18 protein-coding genes are annotated in these 19430 nt (G+C 60.3%); 9 read left to right on the top strand and 9 right to left on the bottom strand.

Annotation, left to right across the window (positions count from 1 at the left end):
- The first annotated feature begins 215 nt into the window (after positions 1-215).
- Both GF108_RS02040 and GF108_RS02035 read left to right on the top strand, forming a co-directional pair.
- Positions 216-1604: a M20/M25/M40 family metallo-hydrolase gene (locus tag GF108_RS02040; protein WP_153666673.1), complete on the top strand. Its 1389-nt coding sequence runs from the start codon at positions 216-218 to the stop codon at positions 1602-1604.
- Positions 1605-1621: 17 nt separating this feature from the next.
- Positions 1622-2239, top strand: coding sequence for a ribonuclease D (locus tag GF108_RS02035; RefSeq protein WP_153666672.1), 618 nt, complete (start codon positions 1622-1624; stop codon positions 2237-2239).
- A gap of 14 nt (positions 2240-2253) precedes the next feature.
- Here the strand turns inward: GF108_RS02035 and GF108_RS02030 are convergent, their stop codons facing one another.
- On the bottom strand, positions 2254-3369 hold the full coding sequence (locus GF108_RS02030) for an acyltransferase family protein (RefSeq protein ID WP_153666671.1): 1116 nt from the start codon (positions 3367-3369) through the stop codon (positions 2254-2256).
- Positions 3370-3715: 346 nt separating this feature from the next.
- Complete coding sequence (locus GF108_RS02025; RefSeq protein ID WP_153666670.1) at positions 3716-3874, bottom strand: hypothetical protein; 159 nt, start codon at positions 3872-3874, stop codon at positions 3716-3718.
- Between the two features lie 180 nt (positions 3875-4054).
- Between GF108_RS02025 and GF108_RS02020 the strand changes: the two genes are divergently transcribed.
- A complete protein-coding gene (locus GF108_RS02020) occupies positions 4055-6238 on the top strand; it encodes a transglycosylase domain-containing protein (RefSeq protein WP_153666669.1) in 2184 nt (727 codons plus the stop codon).
- Between the two features lie 43 nt (positions 6239-6281).
- Here GF108_RS02020 and glpK read toward each other — a convergent pair whose 3' ends face one another.
- The gene (glpK, locus tag GF108_RS02015) at positions 6282-7772 is read right to left on the bottom strand and encodes a glycerol kinase GlpK (RefSeq protein WP_153666668.1); all 1491 of its coding nucleotides are present in this window, start codon (positions 7770-7772) and stop codon (positions 6282-6284) included.
- A 120-nt stretch (positions 7773-7892) separates the two neighbouring features.
- Between glpK and GF108_RS02010 the strand changes: the two genes are divergently transcribed.
- Positions 7893-8642, top strand: coding sequence for an SDR family NAD(P)-dependent oxidoreductase (locus GF108_RS02010; RefSeq protein WP_153666667.1), 750 nt, complete (start codon positions 7893-7895; stop codon positions 8640-8642).
- Between the two features lie 134 nt (positions 8643-8776).
- On the opposite strand, the gene xylA is transcribed toward GF108_RS02010, so the two are convergent.
- Genes xylA through GF108_RS01995 form a run of 3 tightly spaced genes read right to left on the bottom strand, consistent with a single transcriptional unit; the run spans position 8777 to position 12805 of the window.
- Complete coding sequence (gene xylA, locus GF108_RS02005) at positions 8777-10087, bottom strand: xylose isomerase (RefSeq protein WP_153666666.1); 1311 nt, start codon at positions 10085-10087, stop codon at positions 8777-8779.
- Positions 10084-11538: a xylulokinase gene (xylB, locus tag GF108_RS02000; RefSeq protein ID WP_153666665.1), complete on the bottom strand. Its 1455-nt coding sequence runs from the start codon at positions 11536-11538 to the stop codon at positions 10084-10086. Before xylB ends, xylA begins: the two co-directional genes overlap by 4 nt.
- 22 nt (positions 11539-11560) lie before the next feature.
- Positions 11561-12805, bottom strand: a complete 1245-nt coding sequence (locus GF108_RS01995; RefSeq protein WP_153666664.1) for an ROK family transcriptional regulator — start codon at positions 12803-12805, stop codon at positions 11561-11563.
- A 213-nt stretch (positions 12806-13018) separates the two neighbouring features.
- On the opposite strand from GF108_RS01995, the gene xylF reads away from it, so the two are divergent.
- From xylF to GF108_RS01970, 5 genes are all read left to right on the top strand, one after another.
- A complete protein-coding gene (gene xylF / locus GF108_RS01990; protein WP_027230640.1) occupies positions 13019-14062 on the top strand; it encodes a D-xylose ABC transporter substrate-binding protein in 1044 nt (347 codons plus the stop codon).
- Between the two features lie 83 nt (positions 14063-14145).
- Complete coding sequence (locus tag GF108_RS01985) at positions 14146-15465, top strand: sugar ABC transporter permease (protein ID WP_153666663.1); 1320 nt, start codon at positions 14146-14148, stop codon at positions 15463-15465.
- Positions 15466-15478: 13 nt separating this feature from the next.
- Positions 15479-16258, top strand: coding sequence for an ATP-binding cassette domain-containing protein (locus GF108_RS01980; RefSeq protein ID WP_027230638.1), 780 nt, complete (start codon positions 15479-15481; stop codon positions 16256-16258).
- A 109-nt stretch (positions 16259-16367) separates the two neighbouring features.
- Positions 16368-16616 carry a plasmid stabilization protein gene (locus tag GF108_RS01975; protein ID WP_370462047.1) on the top strand — a complete coding sequence of 83 codons (249 nt, stop codon included), beginning with the start codon at positions 16368-16370 and terminating at the stop codon, positions 16614-16616.
- A complete protein-coding gene (locus GF108_RS01970) occupies positions 16613-17032 on the top strand; it encodes a type II toxin-antitoxin system VapC family toxin (protein ID WP_153666661.1) in 420 nt (139 codons plus the stop codon). Before GF108_RS01975 ends, GF108_RS01970 begins: the two co-directional genes overlap by 4 nt.
- 46 nt (positions 17033-17078) lie before the next feature.
- Here GF108_RS01970 and GF108_RS01965 read toward each other — a convergent pair whose 3' ends face one another.
- From GF108_RS01965 to trpS, 3 genes are all read right to left on the bottom strand, one after another.
- The gene (locus tag GF108_RS01965; RefSeq protein WP_091946887.1) at positions 17079-17657 is read right to left on the bottom strand and encodes a NifU family protein; all 579 of its coding nucleotides are present in this window, start codon (positions 17655-17657) and stop codon (positions 17079-17081) included.
- Between the two features lie 98 nt (positions 17658-17755).
- Positions 17756-18244: a universal stress protein gene (locus GF108_RS01960; protein ID WP_027230636.1), complete on the bottom strand. Its 489-nt coding sequence runs from the start codon at positions 18242-18244 to the stop codon at positions 17756-17758.
- Between the two features lie 54 nt (positions 18245-18298).
- The gene (trpS, locus tag GF108_RS01955; protein ID WP_153666660.1) at positions 18299-19378 is read right to left on the bottom strand and encodes a tryptophan--tRNA ligase; all 1080 of its coding nucleotides are present in this window, start codon (positions 19376-19378) and stop codon (positions 18299-18301) included.
- Positions 19379-19430 lie beyond the last annotated feature (52 nt).

The following is a 19430-nucleotide window of genomic DNA, read 5'->3' as shown; positions in this document are numbered from 1 at the left end:
CCCCCGCCTGACCCCGGACTGCGGGCCAACCTCATCCCCCTCTCCAGGGTTGACCGCAAATGAGTGTAGTGATCTGGTCGCCTGTGGTCCCCCCGCCACGGCGACCATTTCTTTTTTGGCCTTCTGGATGGCCAGTTTTTTCTGCCCCTCCTGATAAAATGCGCTAAGAAGAACTCCCTTTACGAGTCCCGGTCCACAGATAATCAGGAAATGCCATGCCAGCTCTCGAACCCGTCTTGAACGCACTTGATAACAATCTCGACAACAGCCTGGAGCGGCTTTTCGACCTGTTGCGGATCAAGTCGATCTCCACGGATCCGGCCTATAAGGATGAATGCCGCAAGGCGGCGGAGTGGCTCGTCGCCGACCTCAAATCCATAGGCTTTGACGCGAGCGTGCGCGATACGCCGGGGCACCCAATGGTCGTCGCGCATCACGATGGTCCAGGCGGCGATGCGCCCCACGTGCTGTTTTACGGCCACTACGACGTGCAGCCCGTCGATCCGTTGGAGCTTTGGGAAAACGATCCCTTTGACCCGGCGATCAAGGATGCCGGCAATGGCCGCAAGATACTGACGGGCCGCGGCACGTCCGACGACAAGGGCCAGCTTATGACCTTCGTCGAGGCATGCCGCGCTTACAAGCAAGTGCACGGCCAGCTGCCGGTGAGGGTGTCGATCCTCTTCGAAGGCGAAGAAGAATCCGGGTCCCCTTCGCTGAAGCCGTTCCTGACGGCCCACAAGGATGAGCTCAAGGCGGATTTCGCGCTGGTCTGCGACACGGGCATGTGGAACGTGGAAACGCCGGCCATCTCAGTTGGGCTGCGCGGCCTCGTCGGCGAAAACATCACCGTCAAGGCGGCTGATCGTGATCTCCACTCCGGCATGTTCGGCGGCGTCGCCGCCAATCCCATTCACATTCTTGCGAAGGCTCTCGCCGATCTGCACGATGAGAACGGCGCGGTAACTGTTCCCGGTTTTTATGACGGCGTCGAAGAAACACCGACGCAGATCCTGCAGATGTGGAAGGGTCTTGGCACCACGCCGGAAAACTTCCTCGGACCGGTCGGTCTTTCGATCCCTTCCGGCGAAAAGGGCCGCTCGGTCCTCGAACTCGTATGGGCGCGCCCGACGGCGGAAATCAACGGCATTACCGGTGGCTATACCGGTGCCGGCTTCAAGACCGTGATTGCGGCGGAAGCATCGGCGAAAGTGTCGTTCCGCCTCGTCCATAAGCAGGACCCGGCGAAGATCCGCGAGGCCTTCCGCGCCTTTGTCCGCGAGCGGATCCCCGCCGACTGCACGGTGGAGTTCCACGAGCATGGCGGCTCGCCGGCAATCCAGCTTGCCTATGAATCACCGCTTTTGACCAAGGCGAAGAATGCGCTGAGCGACGAATGGCCGAAGCCGGCAGTACTCATCGCCATGGGCGGATCCATCCCGATCGTCGGCGATTTCCAGCGCATGCTGGGCATGGATTCCCTGCTCGTTGGCTACGGCCTGGAGGATGACCGAATTCACTCCCCCAACGAAAAATACGAACTCACCTCGTTCCACAAGGGACAGAGGTCCTGGGCGCGCATCCTCGATGCGCTGGCCCGCTAATTGAAAGAGACAGGCCGATGACAATTCGCTTCCACCGCAACGACCTTCCCGATCTCAGCCGCTACCAGGTCGATGCGGTTGCCATAGATACGGAGACGCTGGGCCTCAATCCGCATCGCGACCGCCTGTGTGTGGTGCAGATATCACCCGGCGACGGCTCGGCCGACGTCATCCAGATCGACCGGGAGCAGAAGACGGCGCCGAATCTCGTCAAGATTCTGGGCGACAATGCCATTACCAAGATCTTCCACTACGGTCGGTTTGATCTTGCTGTGTTGTTCCACACCTTCGGCGTGATGCCGAAACCGGTATACTGCACCAAGATCGCATCGCGGCTGTCGCGCACCTATACGGACCGGCACGGCCTCAAGGACCTGTGCAGCGAACTGCTCGAGGTCAACCTCTCAAAACAGCAGCAATCGTCCGATTGGGCGGCGCCGGATTTGTCACAGGCGCAATTGGAATATGCTGCGTCCGATGTGCTCTACCTGCATCGGTTGCGCACGATCCTGCAGCAGCGTCTCGTGCGCGACGGGCGGGCGGACGAGGCGGCGGCCTGCTTCGAATTCCTGCCGACCCGCGCCAGGCTCGACCTCATGGGTTGGGACGAGCAGGATATTTTCGCCCACAGCTGAATAAAGCTGCAGTTCTATTCGGCCGAAGCCATCGCCTCTCTCGGGGCGGGGGCGCGGTCGATATGGGCCCATTGCGGCCTCTTGAACAGGAATTGCCCGTAGCCGGTCCACTGGATCAATCCATAGAGGATGACCGGGCCGATCACGCCGCAAATCACCGTCAGGAGCGAAATCGTGCCGATATCGGTGATGATGCCAAGCTTCAACAGGATCGTGCGGGCAAGCGCCATCGGCAGGAAGAAGGCGAGGTAAACGACGATCGAATGCGCGCCGAGCCAGCGTAGCGGTTTGACCAGCCAGGCTTGCGAAGCGCCCAATCTGGCGAGCAGTGCCGAAACCGATACGATGGCGAGGGCCCCGGCAAAGCCGGCGGCGAGCGAGATTATCGGCACGCTGCTCCAGCCGCCAAGGCCGCCGGAGGTATAGGATTCTTCCGGGATCCACGCTGCGAACGGTTGCGTTGCCGGGTGAAAGACGAGCCAGCCATTGACGAGCGCCCAGACGCCGAGCACGCCGAGCGCCGTTGCCGGACGCTCCCGCAGCCAGGCGGCAAGGCGGAAGATGACAGGCGCGAAGGCGTAGCCTGCAAAGAAATAGACGTAGCGGCTGCAGAATTCATCGATGACCAGCCAGCCGGTGTGAATCGGCAGCGTCTCGAGAGCGGCGGCAATGATAAGCACGACCCAGACATTCACGTGTCTGATAAGGCGCGTTACGACGAAGAATAATGGCAGCAGATAGATGAACCACAAGGTTCCAAACGGCTGGATGAAGGACAGGAGATACGCGGAGATCGCGCCGTCGCCGCCGCTTTCCGCAACGATACCCGGCGCCTTGAACAGGAACTGGATCGTCAGCCAGAGCACGTAGAAATAAGCAAAATGCACGATTTTGCGGTCGGCATAGCGCAACCACGGGCGATCGATGACAAGGCCGAGGAAAAGACCCGAGATCATGAAAAAGTCCGGCATGCGGAAGGGCTGGGCAAAGGCGACGACCGCATGCATCCAGCCGCGCGAGCCCGCCTCGTTCTCGACGCCGAGCACCGAATGCATCATCACAACGAAGATGATGCAGATGCCCTTGGCAATATCGACCCAATCGACGCGCGTCTTTTCAACAGTATTCATGAATGTTCTTCCCAAGCCAACCGGCACCTACATATAGGAAAAAACAAAAATCGAAATAAAATTCAGGTGATGAGCAGAAGCTGATTGCAAACAAGCCCCAAAAACAAAAGAGCCGGGCTAAGAGCCCGGCGAATTGTGAACGCTAATGCGTCCAGAGGGGAACACGCAACGAGCGAAAAATGGGAGGAGAACCACTCGTTACGCAAGAATTAAAATAGAACCGGGCCCAAATCTTTTCAAGGGCCGCAAGATAATATTTTACGCGTGGCATTATTTGGAAATCGCGAAGAGGGTTTGCCGTGGCTTTGATCCCAAGTCAGAAGCTCTCTCTAGAGCGCTCACGGAGCTATTGCGGCAGGTCCTTGCACACGCCGTGCCCGCGCAGCTGGCAACCGCCAAGTCGGTATTGCGCCTCCGCGTCGGGCTTCGGATTCAGCCGCTCGACAGCCCCGCCGCCACAGCCGCTCAACAGGATGCCAAGTGCGGCCAGAATGAAAAGACGCATGGGTACGCTCCGAGTGATGCTTTACCGACCGTAACGATCGCCCACAGCAATCTCAACCACCCCGTGGCTGCGATTTTCCTACATCACGCACAATTTAACCGCACCTTAAATCGCCGCATTTAACCTGCAACGGGTCGCGGGATCATTCTTCGAACGCATACGGGGCGAGACTACTCATTCATGGCACGCGGCACGGGCAAGCAACGTATCGAACCGCGCTTTGGTTCGGATCGCCGTTCGGGCGACGATTTGCGCGCAGATCCGGAGGACAGGCCAGTGGCAAAACGCAAGACGACGCGCAAGCCCGCCGCATCCAGGCGGCGCAAGACGCGTCGTAGCGGAGGTGGCGGCGGCTTCATCGGCCTCGTGCGCCGTATGGTCTACTGGTCGATGGTCCTTTGCCTGTGGGGCGGTATCGGCCTTGCCGGCACTGTCATCTATTTTGCCGCGAAGATGCCGCAGACGACGACCTGGGCCATCCCGGATCGTCCGCCAAACGTGAAAATCGTTTCGGTCGAGGGCGATCTCATTGCCAATCGCGGCGCTTCCGGCGGCGAGGCCATCAGCCTGCACGATATGTCGCCCTATATTCCCGAGGCCGTCGTCGCCATCGAGGACCGGCGGTTCTATTCGCATTTCGGCGTCGATCCGATCGGGTTTGCCCGCGCGATGGCAACCAATCTCGTTTCCGGACGGCTTGTGCAGGGCGGCTCCACCATTACCCAGCAGCTTGCCAAGAACCTGTTCCTGACGCCCGACCGGACCATCGAGCGCAAGGTGCAGGAAGTGCTGCTCGCGCTGTGGCTGGAGCGCAAATACACCAAGGATCAAATCCTCGAAATGTATTTGAACCGGGTCTATCTGGGCTCGGGTTCCTATGGCGTCGCGGCCGCGTCCCGGCGCTATTTCAACAAATCCGCCAAGGAGGTGACGCTGCCGGAGGCGGCGCTCATCGCCGGGCTCCTCAAGGCGCCGTCACGCCTTTCGCCGGCGCGTGACCCGAAAGCCGCCCGTGAGCGGTCGCAACTCGTGCTCGCGGCCATGCGCGAACAGGGCATGATCGGCGACAAGGAGCTCAATTTTGCCATGAAGCAGCCGGCCACCCGGGCCGCCTCCTATTGGAGCGGCTCGGAGCAATATGTCGCTGATCGCATCATGGAGGAATTGCCGGGCCTGATCGGCGACGTGCGCAGCGATGTCATCGTCGATACGACGGTCGATCTCGGCTTGCAGAAGCTCGGCGAAGCATCGATCCGCGACCTCATCAGCAAGAACGGGGAAAAGCTCAATGTTTCGCAGGGCGCGATGGTGTCGATCGACGGCACCGGCGCCGTGCGGGCGCTGATCGGCGGCTATGACTACGCCAACAGCCAGTTCGACCGCGCCAGCGAGGCCAAGCGGCAACCGGGCTCGGCCTTCAAGCCCTTCGTTTACCTCTCCGCCCTGGAGCAGGGATTCACACCGGAATCGGTGCGCAATGACGCGCCAATCCGCATCGGCAACTGGACCCCAGGCAACTTCAACGGCAAGTACTTCGGCAAGGTTACGCTTGCCGAAGCCCTGGCGCGCTCGCTGAACTCGGTGTCGGCGCAGCTCGTCATGGAAGTTGGACCAAGCACGGTGGTGTCGACGGCGCATCGGCTCGGCATTGAATCGAACCTTACCGCCAATGCATCGCTCGCGCTGGGCACGTCCGAAGTGACCCTCCTCGAACTCACTGATTCCTTCGTGCCCTTTGCCAATGGCGGCTACAAGGCGCCGATCCACATCATCCGCCGCGTGACGACCAACGAGGGCAAGGTGCTCTACGAGTTCAAGCGTCCGCAGCCGTCTCGCGTTATTGACGAGCGCAATGTCGGCATGATGAATGCCATGTTGCGCCAGACCGTTGACAGCGGCACCGCCACTAAGGCGAAGTTCGGCTGGCCAGCGGCGGGTAAGACCGGCACAAGCCAGAATTTCCGCGATGCGTGGTTCATCGGCTATACGTCAAACCTGACCACCGGCGTATGGTTCGGCAATGATGACGGCAAGCCGACCAAGAAGATCACCGGCGGCTCGCTGCCCGCCATCGCCTGGAAAGATTTCATGGTCGCCGCGCATAAGGGCGTGCCGGTGGCGCCGCTTCCCGGCGATTATCAGCTGCATCAGCAGGTCATCGAGGGCAATGATGTTCTTCCCGGATCAGGCGACAGCGTTCCCGCTGCCGAGGGCGTGCCGTCGGCCCAGCTCGATCCCGCAGGCCAGATGCCACCAGCCGACCTTGGCGATCAGACTGGATCGACCCATCCCGTGCCGCCAGGCAGCGTCAGTGGCGGCAAGGGACGCAAGACAACCCTGTTCGATCTGATCATGGGCAATTGATCGATGTTTGCGCGGTTTGCTTCGCGCACGCATCGATGACCACTTACTGGCTCAAGGTACGCTTCACGGCCGTTTTCCAGCCGGCGATCTTCGCCTTGCGGGTCTTCTCGTCCATCTTCGGCGTGAACTGCGTCTCGCGTTCCCAGGTCTTGGCGAAATCACGCCGGTTTGGCCAGATGCCAGCTTTCGACCCGGCGAGCCATGCGGCTCCAAGCGCTGTCGTTTCGAGGATTACCGGACGGTCCACGGGCGCGTCCAGGATGTCGGCAAGTCGCTGCATGGTCCAGTCCGAAGCGACCATGCCGCCATCGACGCGCAGCACGGTCTTCTTGTCCGACGCCTTCCAGTCCTTGCGCATGGCGTCGAGAAGATCGCGCGTCTGGTACGCGACGGATTCAAGTGCCGCGCGGGCAAACTCGGCCGGGCCGCTGTTGCGGGTGAGGCCGTAGATCGCGCCGCGCGCTTCCGCATCCCAGTGCGGTGCGCCGAGGCCGACGAAGGCCGGCACGAGATACACGTCCTGGCTCGGATCGGCCTGATCGGCGAGTTTGCCGGTCTCCGGCGCCGAGCCGATGATCTTGAGGCCGTCACGCAACCATTGGACGGCGGCGCCGGCAATGAAGATCGAGCCTTCGAGCGCATAGGTGGTCTTCCCGTTGAGGCGGTAGGCGATCGTCGTCAGCAAGCGGTTCTTTGAAAGGACCCTATCGCTGCCGGTGTTGAGCAGGGCAAAGCAGCCGGTTCCGTAGGTCGATTTGAACATGCCGGGTTCGAAACAGGCCTGGCCAATGGTCGCCGCGTGCTGATCGCCGGCAACGCCGAGGATCGGTATTGCCGCGCCGAGCAGCGAGGCTTCGGCAGCGCCGTAGTTGGCGGCGCAATCCTTCACCTCAGGAAGCATTGCGCGCGGAATGCGCAGAATCTCAAGAAGCTCGTCATCCCACGCATTGGTCGCGATATTGAAGAGCAGGGTGCGCGACGCATTGGTGGCGTCGGTCGCGTGCACCTTGCCGCCGGTCAAGCGCCAGATGAGGAAACTGTCGATGGTGCCGAACAACAGCTCGCCATTGGCCGCGCGCTTGCGGGCACCGGGTACCTTGTCGAGCAGCCAGGCGAGCTTGGTGCCGGAAAAATAGGGGTCGAGCAGCAGCCCGGTCTTGCGCGTGAACGTCTTCTCCAGCCCCTGCTTCTTCAGCTTCTGACACAATGACGCCGTCCGGCGGTCCTGCCAGACGATGGCGTTATGGATCGGTTTGCCGGTCGCTCGATCCCAGACGATAACTGTCTCGCGCTGGTTGGTTATGCCGATGGCGGCGACATCGCCGGCCTGAATCCTGGCATTTTCGATGGCGACTTCGCATGTGCTGAGCACCGACTGCCAGATTTCGTCGGGATCATGCTCGACCCAGCCCGACTGCGGGTAGATTTGGGTGAATTCCTGCTGGCTTTTACCGACCACGTGGCGATTGTGATCGAAGACGATGGCGCGACTCGAAGTCGTGCCCTGGTCGATGGCCAAAACATATCCGTTCATGCTTCCCCCCTGATTTGGCGCCAAGATATTTGCTTGGTTGGGACAGATCAATCGCTGCGACATGATAAGCCTCGAATTTAGGCTGATCTTGCTCTAAGGCTGATGCAACGGAGTATCGCCATGTCCAATGATGAGCCACGCAAGGTCCTTGTCCTTACCGGAGCAAGCCGCGGTATCGGCCACGCTACTGTCAAGCGCTTTTCGCGCGCCGGCTGGCGCGTGATCACTTGTTCGCGCCAGGATTTTTCCGAAAACTGCCCTTGGCCCGCGGGTCCTGACGACCACATCAAGGTCGATCTTGCAGATCCTGCTGACGTCGATCACGCTGTCGCGGAGATCCGCAGCCGCCTCGCCGTCGAGGGCGGCAGGCTGAATGCACTCGTCAACAATGCCGGCATATCGCCAAAGAACAGCGCGGGCGACCGGCTCGATTCGATTGTTACGCCGATGCAGACGTGGATGACGGTGTTCCAGGTCAATTTCTTCGCGCCGATCATGCTCGCCCGCGGCCTGTTCAACGAACTTGAGGCTGCCCAAGGTTCAGTGGTCAACGTCACGTCGATTGCCGGCAGCCGCGTCCATCCATTTGCCGGCGCGGCCTATGCCACGTCGAAGGCCGCACTTGCTTCGCTGACTCGCGAAATGGCTTCGGATTTCGGACCGCACGGCATAAGGGTCAATGCGATCGCGCCGGGCGAGATCGACACGGCGATCCTGTCACCCGGCACGGATAAGCTCGTCGAGCAACTGCCGCTGCGCCGGCTGGGCAAGACCGCCGAGGTTGCCGAGACGATCTATTTCCTTTGCACGGAATCCTCGTCTTATGTGACCGGATCCGAGATTCATATCAACGGCGGCCAGCACGTTTAGCGGAGGCACGATGGGGCGGCGGAAGTTTCATCGCCACCCCGGACCTCCGTCCGACCCTCCCCACAAGGGGGAGGGAAGGGAGCAGGCAGCACCGCAGTTTGTCGGCGACCAACCGTACCGAAGGCTTCGAACAGTCAAACGTAGCGGTTGACGATATTTTCCAGATATTCCTGCCGGCCGGAGCGCGGCTGAGGCTGGATGTTCTTGTCCTCGACCCGTTTGGCGATCACGTCCAGCGGTTCCTTGCCCGAGAGCATCGCCTGCGCTTCCGGCGTCGACCATCCGGCATAGCGATCGTCGACGAAGCTCGTCAGCGCCTTGTCCTCGATCATCTTTGCCGCTGCCTTGAGGCCGCGCGCGCAGGTATCCATGCCGCCAATATGTGCGATCAGAAGATCCTGCGGGTCGATCGACTGGCGGCGCAGCTTGGCGTCGAAATTCGTGCCACCCGTGGTGAAGCCGCCGGCCTTCAGCACCTCGTAGTACGCGAGTGCGATTTCCGGAACATTGTTAGGGAACTGGTCCGTGTCCCAGCCCGACTGGTAGTCGTTGCGGTTCATGTCGATGGAGCCGAATATGCCGAGCGCCGCCGCTGTCGCCAGCTCATGTTCGAACGAATGGCCGGCAAGGATGGCGTGGCCCTGTTCGAGGTTAACCTTCACTTCGTTTTCCAGGCCGAAACGCTTCAGGAAGCCATAGACCGTCGCCGCATCGTAATCGTACTGGTGCTTGGTGGGTTCCTGTGGCTTGGGTTCAATAAGGATCGTGCCCTTGAAGCCGATCTTGTGCTTGTATTCGACGACGAGGCTCAGGAACCGGCCCATCTGGTCGAGTTCACGCTTCATGTCGGTGTTGAGCAGGGTCTCATAGCCCTCGCGTCCGCCCCAAAGCACATAGTTTTCGCCGCCAAGCTTCTGCGTCACGTCGATACAGCTTTTGACGGTGGCTGCCGCATAGGCAAAGACATCCGGATCGGGGTTCGTGGCTGCGCCCGACATATAGCGGCGGTTGGAGAAGAGGTTGGCCGTGCCCCAGAGCAATTTGGTGCCGGTCTTTTCCATCTTGCCGGCGAAATAGTCGGCGACCTCGTGCAGGCGGCTGTTGCTCTCATTGATCGTGTCGCCTTCGGGACGCACATCCGCGTCATGGAAGCAGAAATAGGGCGCGCCAAGGATCGAGAACATTTCGAAGGCAACGTCGGCCTTCAGTTTGGCGCCTTCCATGGTGTCGTTGAACCAGGGGCGTTCGAAGGTCTGGCCGCCGAACGGATCGCCGCCTGGCCAGACGAAGGAGTGCCAGTAGGCGACGGCGAAGCGGAGATGATCCTCAAGGCGCTTGCCAAGGACCTTCTCGTCGGGATTGTAAAAACGGTAGGCGAGCGGATTGTTGCTGTCCGGCCCCTCATATTTGACTGGCTTGATATCTCCGAAAAACCCGCTGCTCATGATTGAACTCCCTTAAGTGCTGGATAGAGGTTGTGATAGCGATTGTAGGCCGCGTCGAAGGCCCCGATCAGGTTCGCGTCCGGTTCGATGGTCGTGTCTGTTGCCGGCGCGACGCAGATGGCATGCGGGTCCGCACCTTCGGCAGCGATAAGCCCGAGGCGAGCAGCGCCAAAGGCCGCGCCGAAATCCCCATCCGCCGGTACGTCGACCGGTATGTTGAGCGCGGTGGCGATGGCTTTCAGCCAGTAGGTGGAGCGCGATCCGCCGCCGACAGCCGTGACGCGCTCAAGCCTGGTGCCGGCGGCAGCCAGGGCATGAAGGCAATCGCGGAAGGCGAAGGCGACACCTTCGAGCACGGCCTGCGTCAGAGCCGGCCGGTCGCTCGCATGTTCGAGCCCCTGGAACGACCCGCGGATAGCTGAATCGTTGAGCGGGGTGCGTTCGCCAGAAAGATAGGGCAGGAACGTCACGCCCGATGGCGCGCGCAAATCCGCTCCAAGTTCGTCCGTGAGTTCGGCGGCTTTGCGGGAAACGATCCCGGCATACCAGTTCAGGGCGTCGGTCGCGGAAAGAATAACGCCCATCTGGTGCCACGTGTCCGGCAGCGCATGGCAGAATGTGTGTACAGCGCTTTCAGGGTTTGGCAGATAGGCACGGTTGGCGGCAAACAGCACTCCGGAAGTTCCGAGCGAAACGAAGGCATGGCCTTCTCCAACAGTCCCCATGCCGCAGGCCGATGCCGCATTGTCACCGGCCCCGCCTGCCACCACCACCTTGTCGCCCATGCCCCAGCGCGCCGCAACGTCGGGCTTCAAGGTGCCGGACACCTCGGTTCCCTCGACGAGCGAGGGCATGTAGCTTTCATCGAGGCCGGTTGCGGCAAGCAGTTCCGGCGACCACGCACGCTTGCCGACATCGAGCCAGGACGTGCCGGCCGCGTCGGACATTTCGGACACATGTTCGCCGGTCAGCCAGAAACGCAAGTAATCCTTCGGCAACAGAACGCGCTGCAGCCGCGCAAAAATATCGGGCTCGTTATTGCGAACCCAGGCGATCTTCGGGGCGGTGAAACCGGGGAAGACGATGTTGCCGCTGAGGCTGCGGAATTTCGGGTTGGCGTCGAGTTCAGCCGCTTCCGCGTGGCTGCGGGTGTCGTTCCAAAGGATGCAGGGACGCAGCACCTGATCGCCGGCATCGAGCAGTGTGGCGCCGTGCATCTGTCCGGAGAGGCCAATGCCCTTGACGGCAGAGAGTTCGCGTCCATGGTTCGCCTTGAGGGCCGCAACAGCGTCTTCCGTCGCCCGGATCCAGTGTGAAGGATCCTGTTCCGACCAGCCTGAATGCGGGCGCGAAACGTCGAGATGTCCCGTGCCGGAGCCGACGATTTTTTGGTTCTCGTCGATCAGAAGTGCTTTGACACCGGATGTGCCGAGGTCGAGCCCGAGATACATGCTGGCTTCCTTCCTTGGGGTGTTAGAGGGCCTGCTTCAATTGAGTTTCCTTGAGGTCGCCCGGCGCGAAAATTTGCGTGTCGAGGTGAAGCAAGGACGTCATCAGGCAGCCTTGTACGATAAGCGGATGTTCGTCCGGATAACAGCGTATGCTGAGGTCCTGCGTCGCGCCCCAGCCGGAAGTGCCGGAAATGACGCCGCGCAATTCTTCTTCCATGAGGTCGAATACGCCGGCTCCGGGTCCAACCAATGCCACCGGCACGGGATCAATCAATGAAAACAGGCTGCGAAGGCCCGCACCGATCGCCTGGCCGGCCTTGCGGAAGGCAGCCCCTTCATTGCCGTCACCGGTACGGGCCCGGCGGGCGGCGGCCGCGAACGTCGAGGGATCAATATCCTGCGGCGGTGGGGTGGATTCATTCTTGCCCGATATCGTCCGCAGGATGGCATAGTCGCTGGCATAGGCCTCGATGCAGCCCCGCCGGCCGCATCGGCACAGCGCGCCTTTCGGGACGTGCAACATGTGCCCGAACTCCGCAGCCGAAGAGTGCGCCCCGACGAAGGGCTTGCCTTTGAGATAGAGGCCCATGCCGATGCCATGCGACAGCAGGATTGCTGCGAAATTCTCCGTGTAGTGTTCCGGATCGGTCCAGCGCAACGCTTCCGCTATCATGTTGCAATCATTGGCGACCGAAACATCCACGCCATAACGCCGCGACAGGACCTTGCCGAAGGCGATGTTCGTGTCCGGCGTGATCGGCGACCACAGCATGGTGGCGCTCGTGGCGTCGGTAACGCCCTGCACCCCCATGGAAATGTGCATCAACGGGCCGGTGCCTGAAGGACGTGTATCGATGAGGCTGTCCAGCATGGCGAAGATCGATTGAAACAGCGCGTCCGCCGACATTTCAAGGGTTGGCACCCGCTCCGAAATTTCAGCGACGACCTGGCCTTTGTAATCGTAGAGAACTGCATGGACGAGGTTAAGCGCGATCTCCACGGTCACCACGCTCGCAACGTCGGGGTTGAGCACCAAGGCAATCTGCGGGCGCCCGCGCCGGTTGGAACCGAGGTCGCCCTCGCGCGCTTCGATGATGATATTCTCGGAAATCAGCGAGGTCGTGATGGCGGAAACAGTCGAGGGGCTGAGCCCGGTCTGGGCCACGATATCGGTGCGCGACAGGAGGCCGTGACGGCGCAAAGCCGTCAGCGCAAGTCTACGATTCTGGCGCCTGACATCGTCGGGACGCGCGATCTCATCGATCAACAAACTCCACTCCTCCCCATAACCCACTTTTTGTGCAATGCAAAAATGTTGTTGCCTTGCAATGGGTTATGCCTAGCAAAATCCATGTTGACATGGAAATACTTTTAAGTCACTATTTTTTTCGAGCCTCGAAATAAAAGAGGTTTAGACGCGGGTCGGAGGTGTAGGCCCTCGTTCATCAGTCATCGTGCTGTGTGCACTGGGAGGATTACCATGAAGAAATATGCAACCGCTCTGGCGGGCGCTGCTGTCCTTGCTGTCTCTTTCGCAGGGCCCGTTCTGGCCAAAGACAAGATCGTCGGTGTGTCCTGGTCGAATTTCCAGGAAGAGCGGTGGAAGACCGACGAGGCAGCGATCAAGAAGGCGCTCGAGGCAAATGGCGACAAGTACATTTCCGCCGACGCGCAATCCTCTGCCGCCAAGCAGCTTACCGATGTCGAGAGCCTGATCTCGCAGGGCGCCAACGCGCTGATCATCCTTGCACAGGATTCGAGCGCCATCGGCCCGGCCGTCGAAAAGGCGGTTGCCGAAGGTATTCCCGTCGTCGGCTATGACCGTCTCATCGAGAACAAGGATGCCTTCTACATCACCTTCGACAACAAGGAAGTCGGCCGCATGCAGGCGCGCGGTGTCTTCGCCGTCAAGCCGGAAGGCAACTACGTCTTCATTAAGGGTTCTTCGGCTGACCCGAATGCCGATTTCCTCTTTTCCGGCGCGCAGGAAGTGCTGAAGGAAGCGATCGACAGCGGCAAGATCAAGAATGTCGGCGAAGCCTATACCGACGGCTGGCTGCCGGCCAATGCCCAGAAGAACATGGAGCAGTTCCTGACCGCTAACGACAACAAGGTCGATGCAGTCGTTGCGGCAAATGATGGTACCGCAGGCGGTGCTATCGCCGCTCTCCAGGCGCAGGGCCTTGCCGGCACCGTTCCGGTTTCCGGGCAGGATGCCGACTTTGCCGCGCTCAACCGCGTTGCCCTCGGCACCCAGACCGTAACGATCTGGAAGGACTCCCGCGAACTCGGCAAGCAGGCTGCCGGCATCGCTTCGGCTCTTGCCGACGGCAAGAAGATGGAAGAGATTCCGAACGTTCAGAAGTTTGCCGGCGGCGCCAACAAGGTCGAGGTCAGTGCCGTGTTCCTGACGCCCGTCCCGGTCACCAAGGATAATCTCGGCGTCGTCATAGATGCCGGCTGGGTGACGAAGGACGTCGTCTGCCAGGGCGTGAAGGCTGGCTCGGTACCGGCCTGCAACTAACACCTTCAAGTCTGATAGAATTGAGCGCCGCTGGTCCACTGGATCGGCGGCGTTCTAAAAGAAAATAAAACTGGGAGATTAACATGAGTGATCCGGCCATCAGTCTTGACCGGGCTCGCGCTTCCGAACTCGGTCTCGTTGCCAGGTTCTTCAAGGCGACCGAGCTCGATACCCGCCTCCTCGGCATGATCGGAGCGCTCGTCGTCATCTGGCTTGCCTTCCAGTTTTTAACCGGCGGCCTTGCCAACGGCCAGTTCCTGACACCGCGCAATCTTTGGAACCTCTCGGTCCAGACCTCTTCCATCGCTGTCATGGCGACCGGCATGGTCCTTGTCATCGTCACACGCAATATCGATCTGTCGGTAGGCTCGGTGCTCGGGTTTGTCGGCATGGTGATGGGCGTGACGCAGGCCGAAATTCTGCCGAAGCTGATTGGATTCGAACAGCCGTTCACCTGGGTTATTGCACTCGGGCTCGGTATTGTCGTCGGCGCGCTCATCGGCGGCTTTCAGGGCTTCGTCATCGCCTTCCTCGGCGTTCCGGCCTTCATCGTTACGCTGGGCGGCTTGCTCGTCTGGCGCGGTGCTGCCTGGTGGGTCACGTCAGGTCGCACCGTGGCACCGATGGATTCGACCTTCCGCCTCATGGGCGGCGGGCCGGAAGGCTCGATCGGAGCGACCTGGAGCTGGGTTGTCGGCATCGTCGCCTGCCTTGCCATTGTCGGCATGATCGTCAACGGCCGGCGCCAGCGCAAGCGTTTCAACTTTCCTCGCCGTCCGGTCTGGGCCGAGGCCTTCATGGCGGCGATCGCCTGTTTTCTCGTCCTCGGCGCAGTTTCGATCGCCAACCATTACTATTGGCCGATCGGTATCGTCCGCAAATATGCCGAGGCCAACAACATCACCATTCCGGATGGCGGCCTGTTCATCCCGCATGGCATCGCCATTCCCGTGCTGATCGCGGTCGCAACGGGCATCATCATGACCTTCGTGACGACGCGCACGCGTTTCGGCCGCTACGTTTTCGCCATGGGCGGCAACCCGGAGGCCGCTGATCTTGCCGGCATCAACACGCGCTGGGTGACGATGAAAATCTTCATCATCATGGGCATTCTGTGCGCCATCGCCGGCGCGATATCGACCGCCCGCCTCAACGCTGCCACCAATGCGCAAGGCACGCTCGATGAGCTGATGACGATCGCAGCCGCTGTCATCGGCGGAACCTCGCTCGCCGGCGGCGTCGGCACCATTGCCGGCGCAATGATCGGCGCGCTGCTGATGCAGTCGCTGAATTCGGGCATGGTCATGCTCGGTCTCGAAACGCCGCTGCAGAATATCGTTGTCGGCATCGTGCTTGTCGTTGCCGTCTGGCTCGACACGATCTATCGCCGCCGTACCGCTTGAGGGAGATTAAAACATGACCGATGCACAAACCCCTCTCGTCGATATCGAAAACGTTTCGATCGCCTTTGGCGGCATACGCGCCGTCGATGGCGCCTCGGTCGACCTGTATCCGGGCGAAGTGGTGGCACTGCTTGGCCACAATGGCGCCGGCAAGTCGACGCTGATCAAGGTCCTCTCCGGCGCCTACAAGCGCGACAGTGGCACAATCCGCGTCAATGGCGAGGAGGCAACGATCAACAATCCGCGCGATGCCAAGGCCTATGGCATCGAGACGATCTATCAGACGCTGGCCCTTGCCGACAACGTCGATACGGCTGCCAATCTCTATCTTGGCCGCGAGTTGATGACGCCGTGGGGAACGCTCGACGATGTGGCAATGGAGCACAGCGCCCGCGAAGTGATGGGCCGGCTCAATCCGCGGTTCCAACGCTTCAAGGACCCGGTCAAGGCGCTTTCAGGCGGCCAGCGCCAATCGGTGGCGATTGCCCGCGCCATCCTCTTCAATGCCCGCATTCTCATCATGGATGAGCCGACGGCGGCCCTGGGGCCGCAGGAGACGGCGCAAGTCGGCGAACTCATCAAGCAGCTCAAGAGCGAAGGTATCGGCATTTTCCTGATCAGCCACGATATTCACGACGTGTTCCACCTCGCCGACCGTGTGGCGGTGATGAAGAATGGTCAGGTCGTCGGCACGGCGAAGGTCACCGACGTCACCGAAGATGAAGTCCTTGGCATGATCATTCTCGGCAAATGCCCACCCGGGGCAATTCCGGGGCCTGGCGCGGTGAACTAGCTCAAGCCCCGCGTCTGAGGCCAGTGACGGCCTGTCTCCCACGCAAATGCAATCATTGATTGATTTGCAATCAATGAGTAATGTGGCATGAGAGGTGATGGAGGCAGATGTGGCGAGCATGACGATCAGAAATCTCGATGAGAAGTTGAAATCTCGTCTCCGCGTGCGCGCTGCCCAGCATGGGAAATCCATGGAAGATGAGGCGCGCGATATATTGCGCGCGGCCCTCGCACAGGAAAGCAATCCTTCGAAAAATCTCGCGGAGATTATCGCTGAACGCTTCAAAGGGCTCGGCGGGGTGGATTTGCCTGTTGTTCCCCGTGAGGGCGTGCGAAAGCCTATCGATTTCAGCGAATGATTATCCTCGATACGAATGTCGTTTCGGAGTTGATGAAGGCTGAACCTGACGAGCAGGTAATTGCCTGGCTCGGCCAACAGCCCGTCGCTTCCCTCTTTACGACGACCATCACACAGGCCGAAATCTTTTACGGGCTCTCGCTCTTGCCCGAGGGCAGGAGGAAGCAGGCGCTTTTGGAAGCGGCCAACCTTATGTTCATCGAAGACCTGGCCGACCGGATTTTGTCGTTCGATGCGTCCGCGGCGATGTCGTATTCCGACATTCTTGGTGAACGTCGCCGTGCGGGTAAGACCATGTCCCAATTTGACGCACAAATTGCGGCCATCGCGCAGTCGCGGGGAGCGAAGCTTGCGACAAGGAACGTCAAAGATTTTATTGATTCCGGCATCGACATCGTCGATCCGTGGCGCAGTTAAAAAGGCCGCTCGAAGCGGCCTTTTTTTACTTTCAACCCTTAAAAGCTCAGACGGATTCGACGTGCTGGACTTCCGGTACGAAATGCTTGAGCAGGTTCTGGATGCCGTGCTTCAGGGTCGCCGTCGATGAGGGGCAGCCGGAGCATGCACCGCGCATATTGAGGAAAACGGTGCCGTTCTCATAGCCGCGGAAGGTAATATCGCCGCCGTCCTGCGCAACTGCCGGGCGTACGCGCGTCTCAAGCAGTTCCTTGATGGTATCGACGATTTCGGCGTCGGCGCTGTCGAAAAACTCGTCTTCGGAATCGCGTTCAGCATCGTCGGCAACCTGCGTGGCGCTCGTCATGATCGGCGCGCCGGACATGAAATGCTCCATGATGGCGCCGAGGATGGCCGGCTTCAGATGTTGCCATTCCGGACCGTCGCTCTTGGTGACGGTGACGAAGTCATAGCCGAAGAAGACACCGGATACGCCGGGGATTGCAAAGATCTTGCCGGCAAGCGGAGAAGCTGCGCCTGCGCTTTGAGCATCGCGGAAATCGGCCGTCCCCTGGTCGAGTACCACCTTCCCAGGCAGGAACTTGAGGGTCGCCGGATTGGGCGTTGCTTCGGTCTGGATAAACATGACGGATCTCGCGTGTCTAGTTTAGAATTGTTCAAAGGCGATATAGGCCTTAAAACTCAACTGTTCAAGTCAGGATTGTATCACGTTTCGCGGCGGGATCACGTAATCGCGTCGATATCCTCGTCGGAGAGATTGTATGGGACAACCGTGACGGGAATGGGGAAGGATTCGCGTCCCGCCAGCGACTGAACGAGGGGCCCCGGGCCTTCCTTGCCCGAGCCTGCCGCAAGGACGAGAATGGCAATGTCTTGGTCTTCCTCGATCAGCTTCTGGATCTCTTCCGATGTCAGCCCTTCACGCACGACGAGTTCGGATTCGATACCGATCGTCCCGCGCACATTGGCCGCGAACTTGCTCAGCGTCGCGCTTGCCCGCTCCTGCGCTTCAGCCCGCATGATCTGCTCGACACCGAGAAAAGCTTGGAAATCGGCCGTGTCGATGACGAAAAGGAGGAGCAGCACGCCGCCTGTCGTCTTGGCGCGGCGCGAAGCATAGGCTACCGCGCGCTCGCATTCGGGCGTCTCGTCGATAACGGCTAGAAATTTGCGGCGATGGCCCGCTTCCCGGCTGAGACGTTTCGATACCATGTGCCCGTTCCTGCCCTAACCGATGTGATCGTCCACCCCTTGCAGCACCCGGTCCTAGTCCTGCAGGAAGCCGATAATATCACGCACATTGCGCAGCGTCTTCTCGGCGAGAACGGCTGCCCGCTCGCCGCCGTCCTTCAAGACGGAGTCGACATAGCTCGGATCGGCCGAAATACGCCGCATCTCCGCGGCAATCGGCGCGAGACGCTCGACTGCGAGGTCGGCGAGTGCCGGCTTGAACACCGAAAATTGCTGGCCGCCGAAATCGCCGATTACCTTTTCCTTGTCCGCATCGATCAAGGCCGCATAGATGCCGACGAGGTTGTCTGCTTCCGGGCGATCCTTGAGACCCTCGACATCGGACGGAAGCGGTTCGGCGTCGGTCTTGGCTTTGCGGATCTTCTTCGAGATCGTATCGGCATCGTCGATGAGATTGATGCGGGACAAATCCGAGGGATCGGATTTGGACATCTTCTTGGTGCCATCGCGCAGGCTCATGACGCGCGCAGCCGGCCCGCCGATGACAGGTTCCGTCAGCGGGAAGAAGCTGGCAATCGTCTCATCGCCCGATTGCGTCTCGACGCCGAGACCGAGTTCGGCGATGCGGCCGGAGAAATCCGTATTGAATTTCTGTGCAATGTCGCGCGTGAGTTCGAGGTGCTGTTTCTGGTCTTCGCCCACCGGCACATGGGTAGCGCGATAGGCGAGAATGTCGGCCGCCATCAGGTTCGGATAGGTGAAGAGCCCGACGGATGCGTTCTCGCGATCCTTGCCGGCCTTGTCCTTGAACTGGGTCATCCGGTTGAGCCACCCCATGCGGGCAATACAATTGAACACCCAGGCGAGCTCGGCGTGCTGGCGCACGCGGCTCTGGTTGAAGACGATGTGTTTCTTTGGGTCGATACCGGAAGCCAGAAAAGCCGCCGTCACCTCGCGCGTGTTGTGCATCAGCTCGGCCGGACCGCCCCACACGGACAAGGCCTGCGTGATGGCATGCTGGTCGACCACGCAATAGATGCAGTTATAGTCTTCCTGCAGAGCGACCCAGCGCCGGATAGCCCCCAGATAATTACCGAGATGCAGATTGCCGGTTGGCTGGACACCGGAAAAGACGAGCTGTTCAAACGTGCTCATTAATCGTCCTTGATCGTTCGGGGATCGGGCTTGCAGGCGCCGATGGCAGTGA

This window comes from Phyllobacterium sp. SYP-B3895 (assembly GCF_009647635.1).
GTDB lineage: Bacteria > Pseudomonadota > Alphaproteobacteria > Rhizobiales > Rhizobiaceae > Phyllobacterium > Phyllobacterium pellucidum.
The sequence above is the reverse complement of the archived record's forward strand: the minus strand, read 5'-3'. Positions and strand labels throughout refer to the sequence as shown.

What these genes read in the sequence shown, in the direction of transcription:
- xylB (WP_153666665.1), bottom strand. Translation starts at nt 11,538, where the DNA reads ATGTATCTCGGGCTCGACCTCGGCACATCCGGTGTCAAAGCACTTCTG.
- GF108_RS01970 (WP_153666661.1), top strand. Translation starts at nt 16,613, where the DNA reads ATGATTATCCTCGATACGAATGTCGTTTCGGAGTTGATGAAGGCTGAA.
- GF108_RS02025 (WP_153666670.1), bottom strand. Translation starts at nt 3,874, where the DNA reads ATGCGTCTTTTCATTCTGGCCGCACTTGGCATCCTGTTGAGCGGCTGT.
- xylF (WP_027230640.1), top strand. Translation starts at nt 13,019, where the DNA reads ATGAAGAAATATGCAACCGCTCTGGCGGGCGCTGCTGTCCTTGCTGTC.
- GF108_RS02035 (WP_153666672.1), top strand. Translation starts at nt 1,622, where the DNA reads ATGACAATTCGCTTCCACCGCAACGACCTTCCCGATCTCAGCCGCTAC.
- glpK (WP_153666668.1), bottom strand. Translation starts at nt 7,772, where the DNA reads ATGAACGGATATGTTTTGGCCATCGACCAGGGCACGACTTCGAGTCGC.
- GF108_RS02010 (WP_153666667.1), top strand. Translation starts at nt 7,893, where the DNA reads ATGTCCAATGATGAGCCACGCAAGGTCCTTGTCCTTACCGGAGCAAGC.
- GF108_RS02030 (WP_153666671.1), bottom strand. Translation starts at nt 3,369, where the DNA reads ATGAATACTGTTGAAAAGACGCGCGTCGATTGGGTCGATATTGCCAAG.
- GF108_RS02040 (WP_153666673.1), top strand. Translation starts at nt 216, where the DNA reads ATGCCAGCTCTCGAACCCGTCTTGAACGCACTTGATAACAATCTCGAC.
- GF108_RS01960 (WP_027230636.1), bottom strand. Translation starts at nt 18,244, where the DNA reads ATGGTATCGAAACGTCTCAGCCGGGAAGCGGGCCATCGCCGCAAATTT.
- GF108_RS01980 (WP_027230638.1), top strand. Translation starts at nt 15,479, where the DNA reads ATGACCGATGCACAAACCCCTCTCGTCGATATCGAAAACGTTTCGATC.
- xylA (WP_153666666.1), bottom strand. Translation starts at nt 10,087, where the DNA reads ATGAGCAGCGGGTTTTTCGGAGATATCAAGCCAGTCAAATATGAGGGG.
- GF108_RS02020 (WP_153666669.1), top strand. Translation starts at nt 4,055, where the DNA reads ATGGCACGCGGCACGGGCAAGCAACGTATCGAACCGCGCTTTGGTTCG.
- GF108_RS01965 (WP_091946887.1), bottom strand. Translation starts at nt 17,657, where the DNA reads ATGTTTATCCAGACCGAAGCAACGCCCAATCCGGCGACCCTCAAGTTC.
- trpS (WP_153666660.1), bottom strand. Translation starts at nt 19,378, where the DNA reads ATGAGCACGTTTGAACAGCTCGTCTTTTCCGGTGTCCAGCCAACCGGC.
- GF108_RS01985 (WP_153666663.1), top strand. Translation starts at nt 14,146, where the DNA reads ATGAGTGATCCGGCCATCAGTCTTGACCGGGCTCGCGCTTCCGAACTC.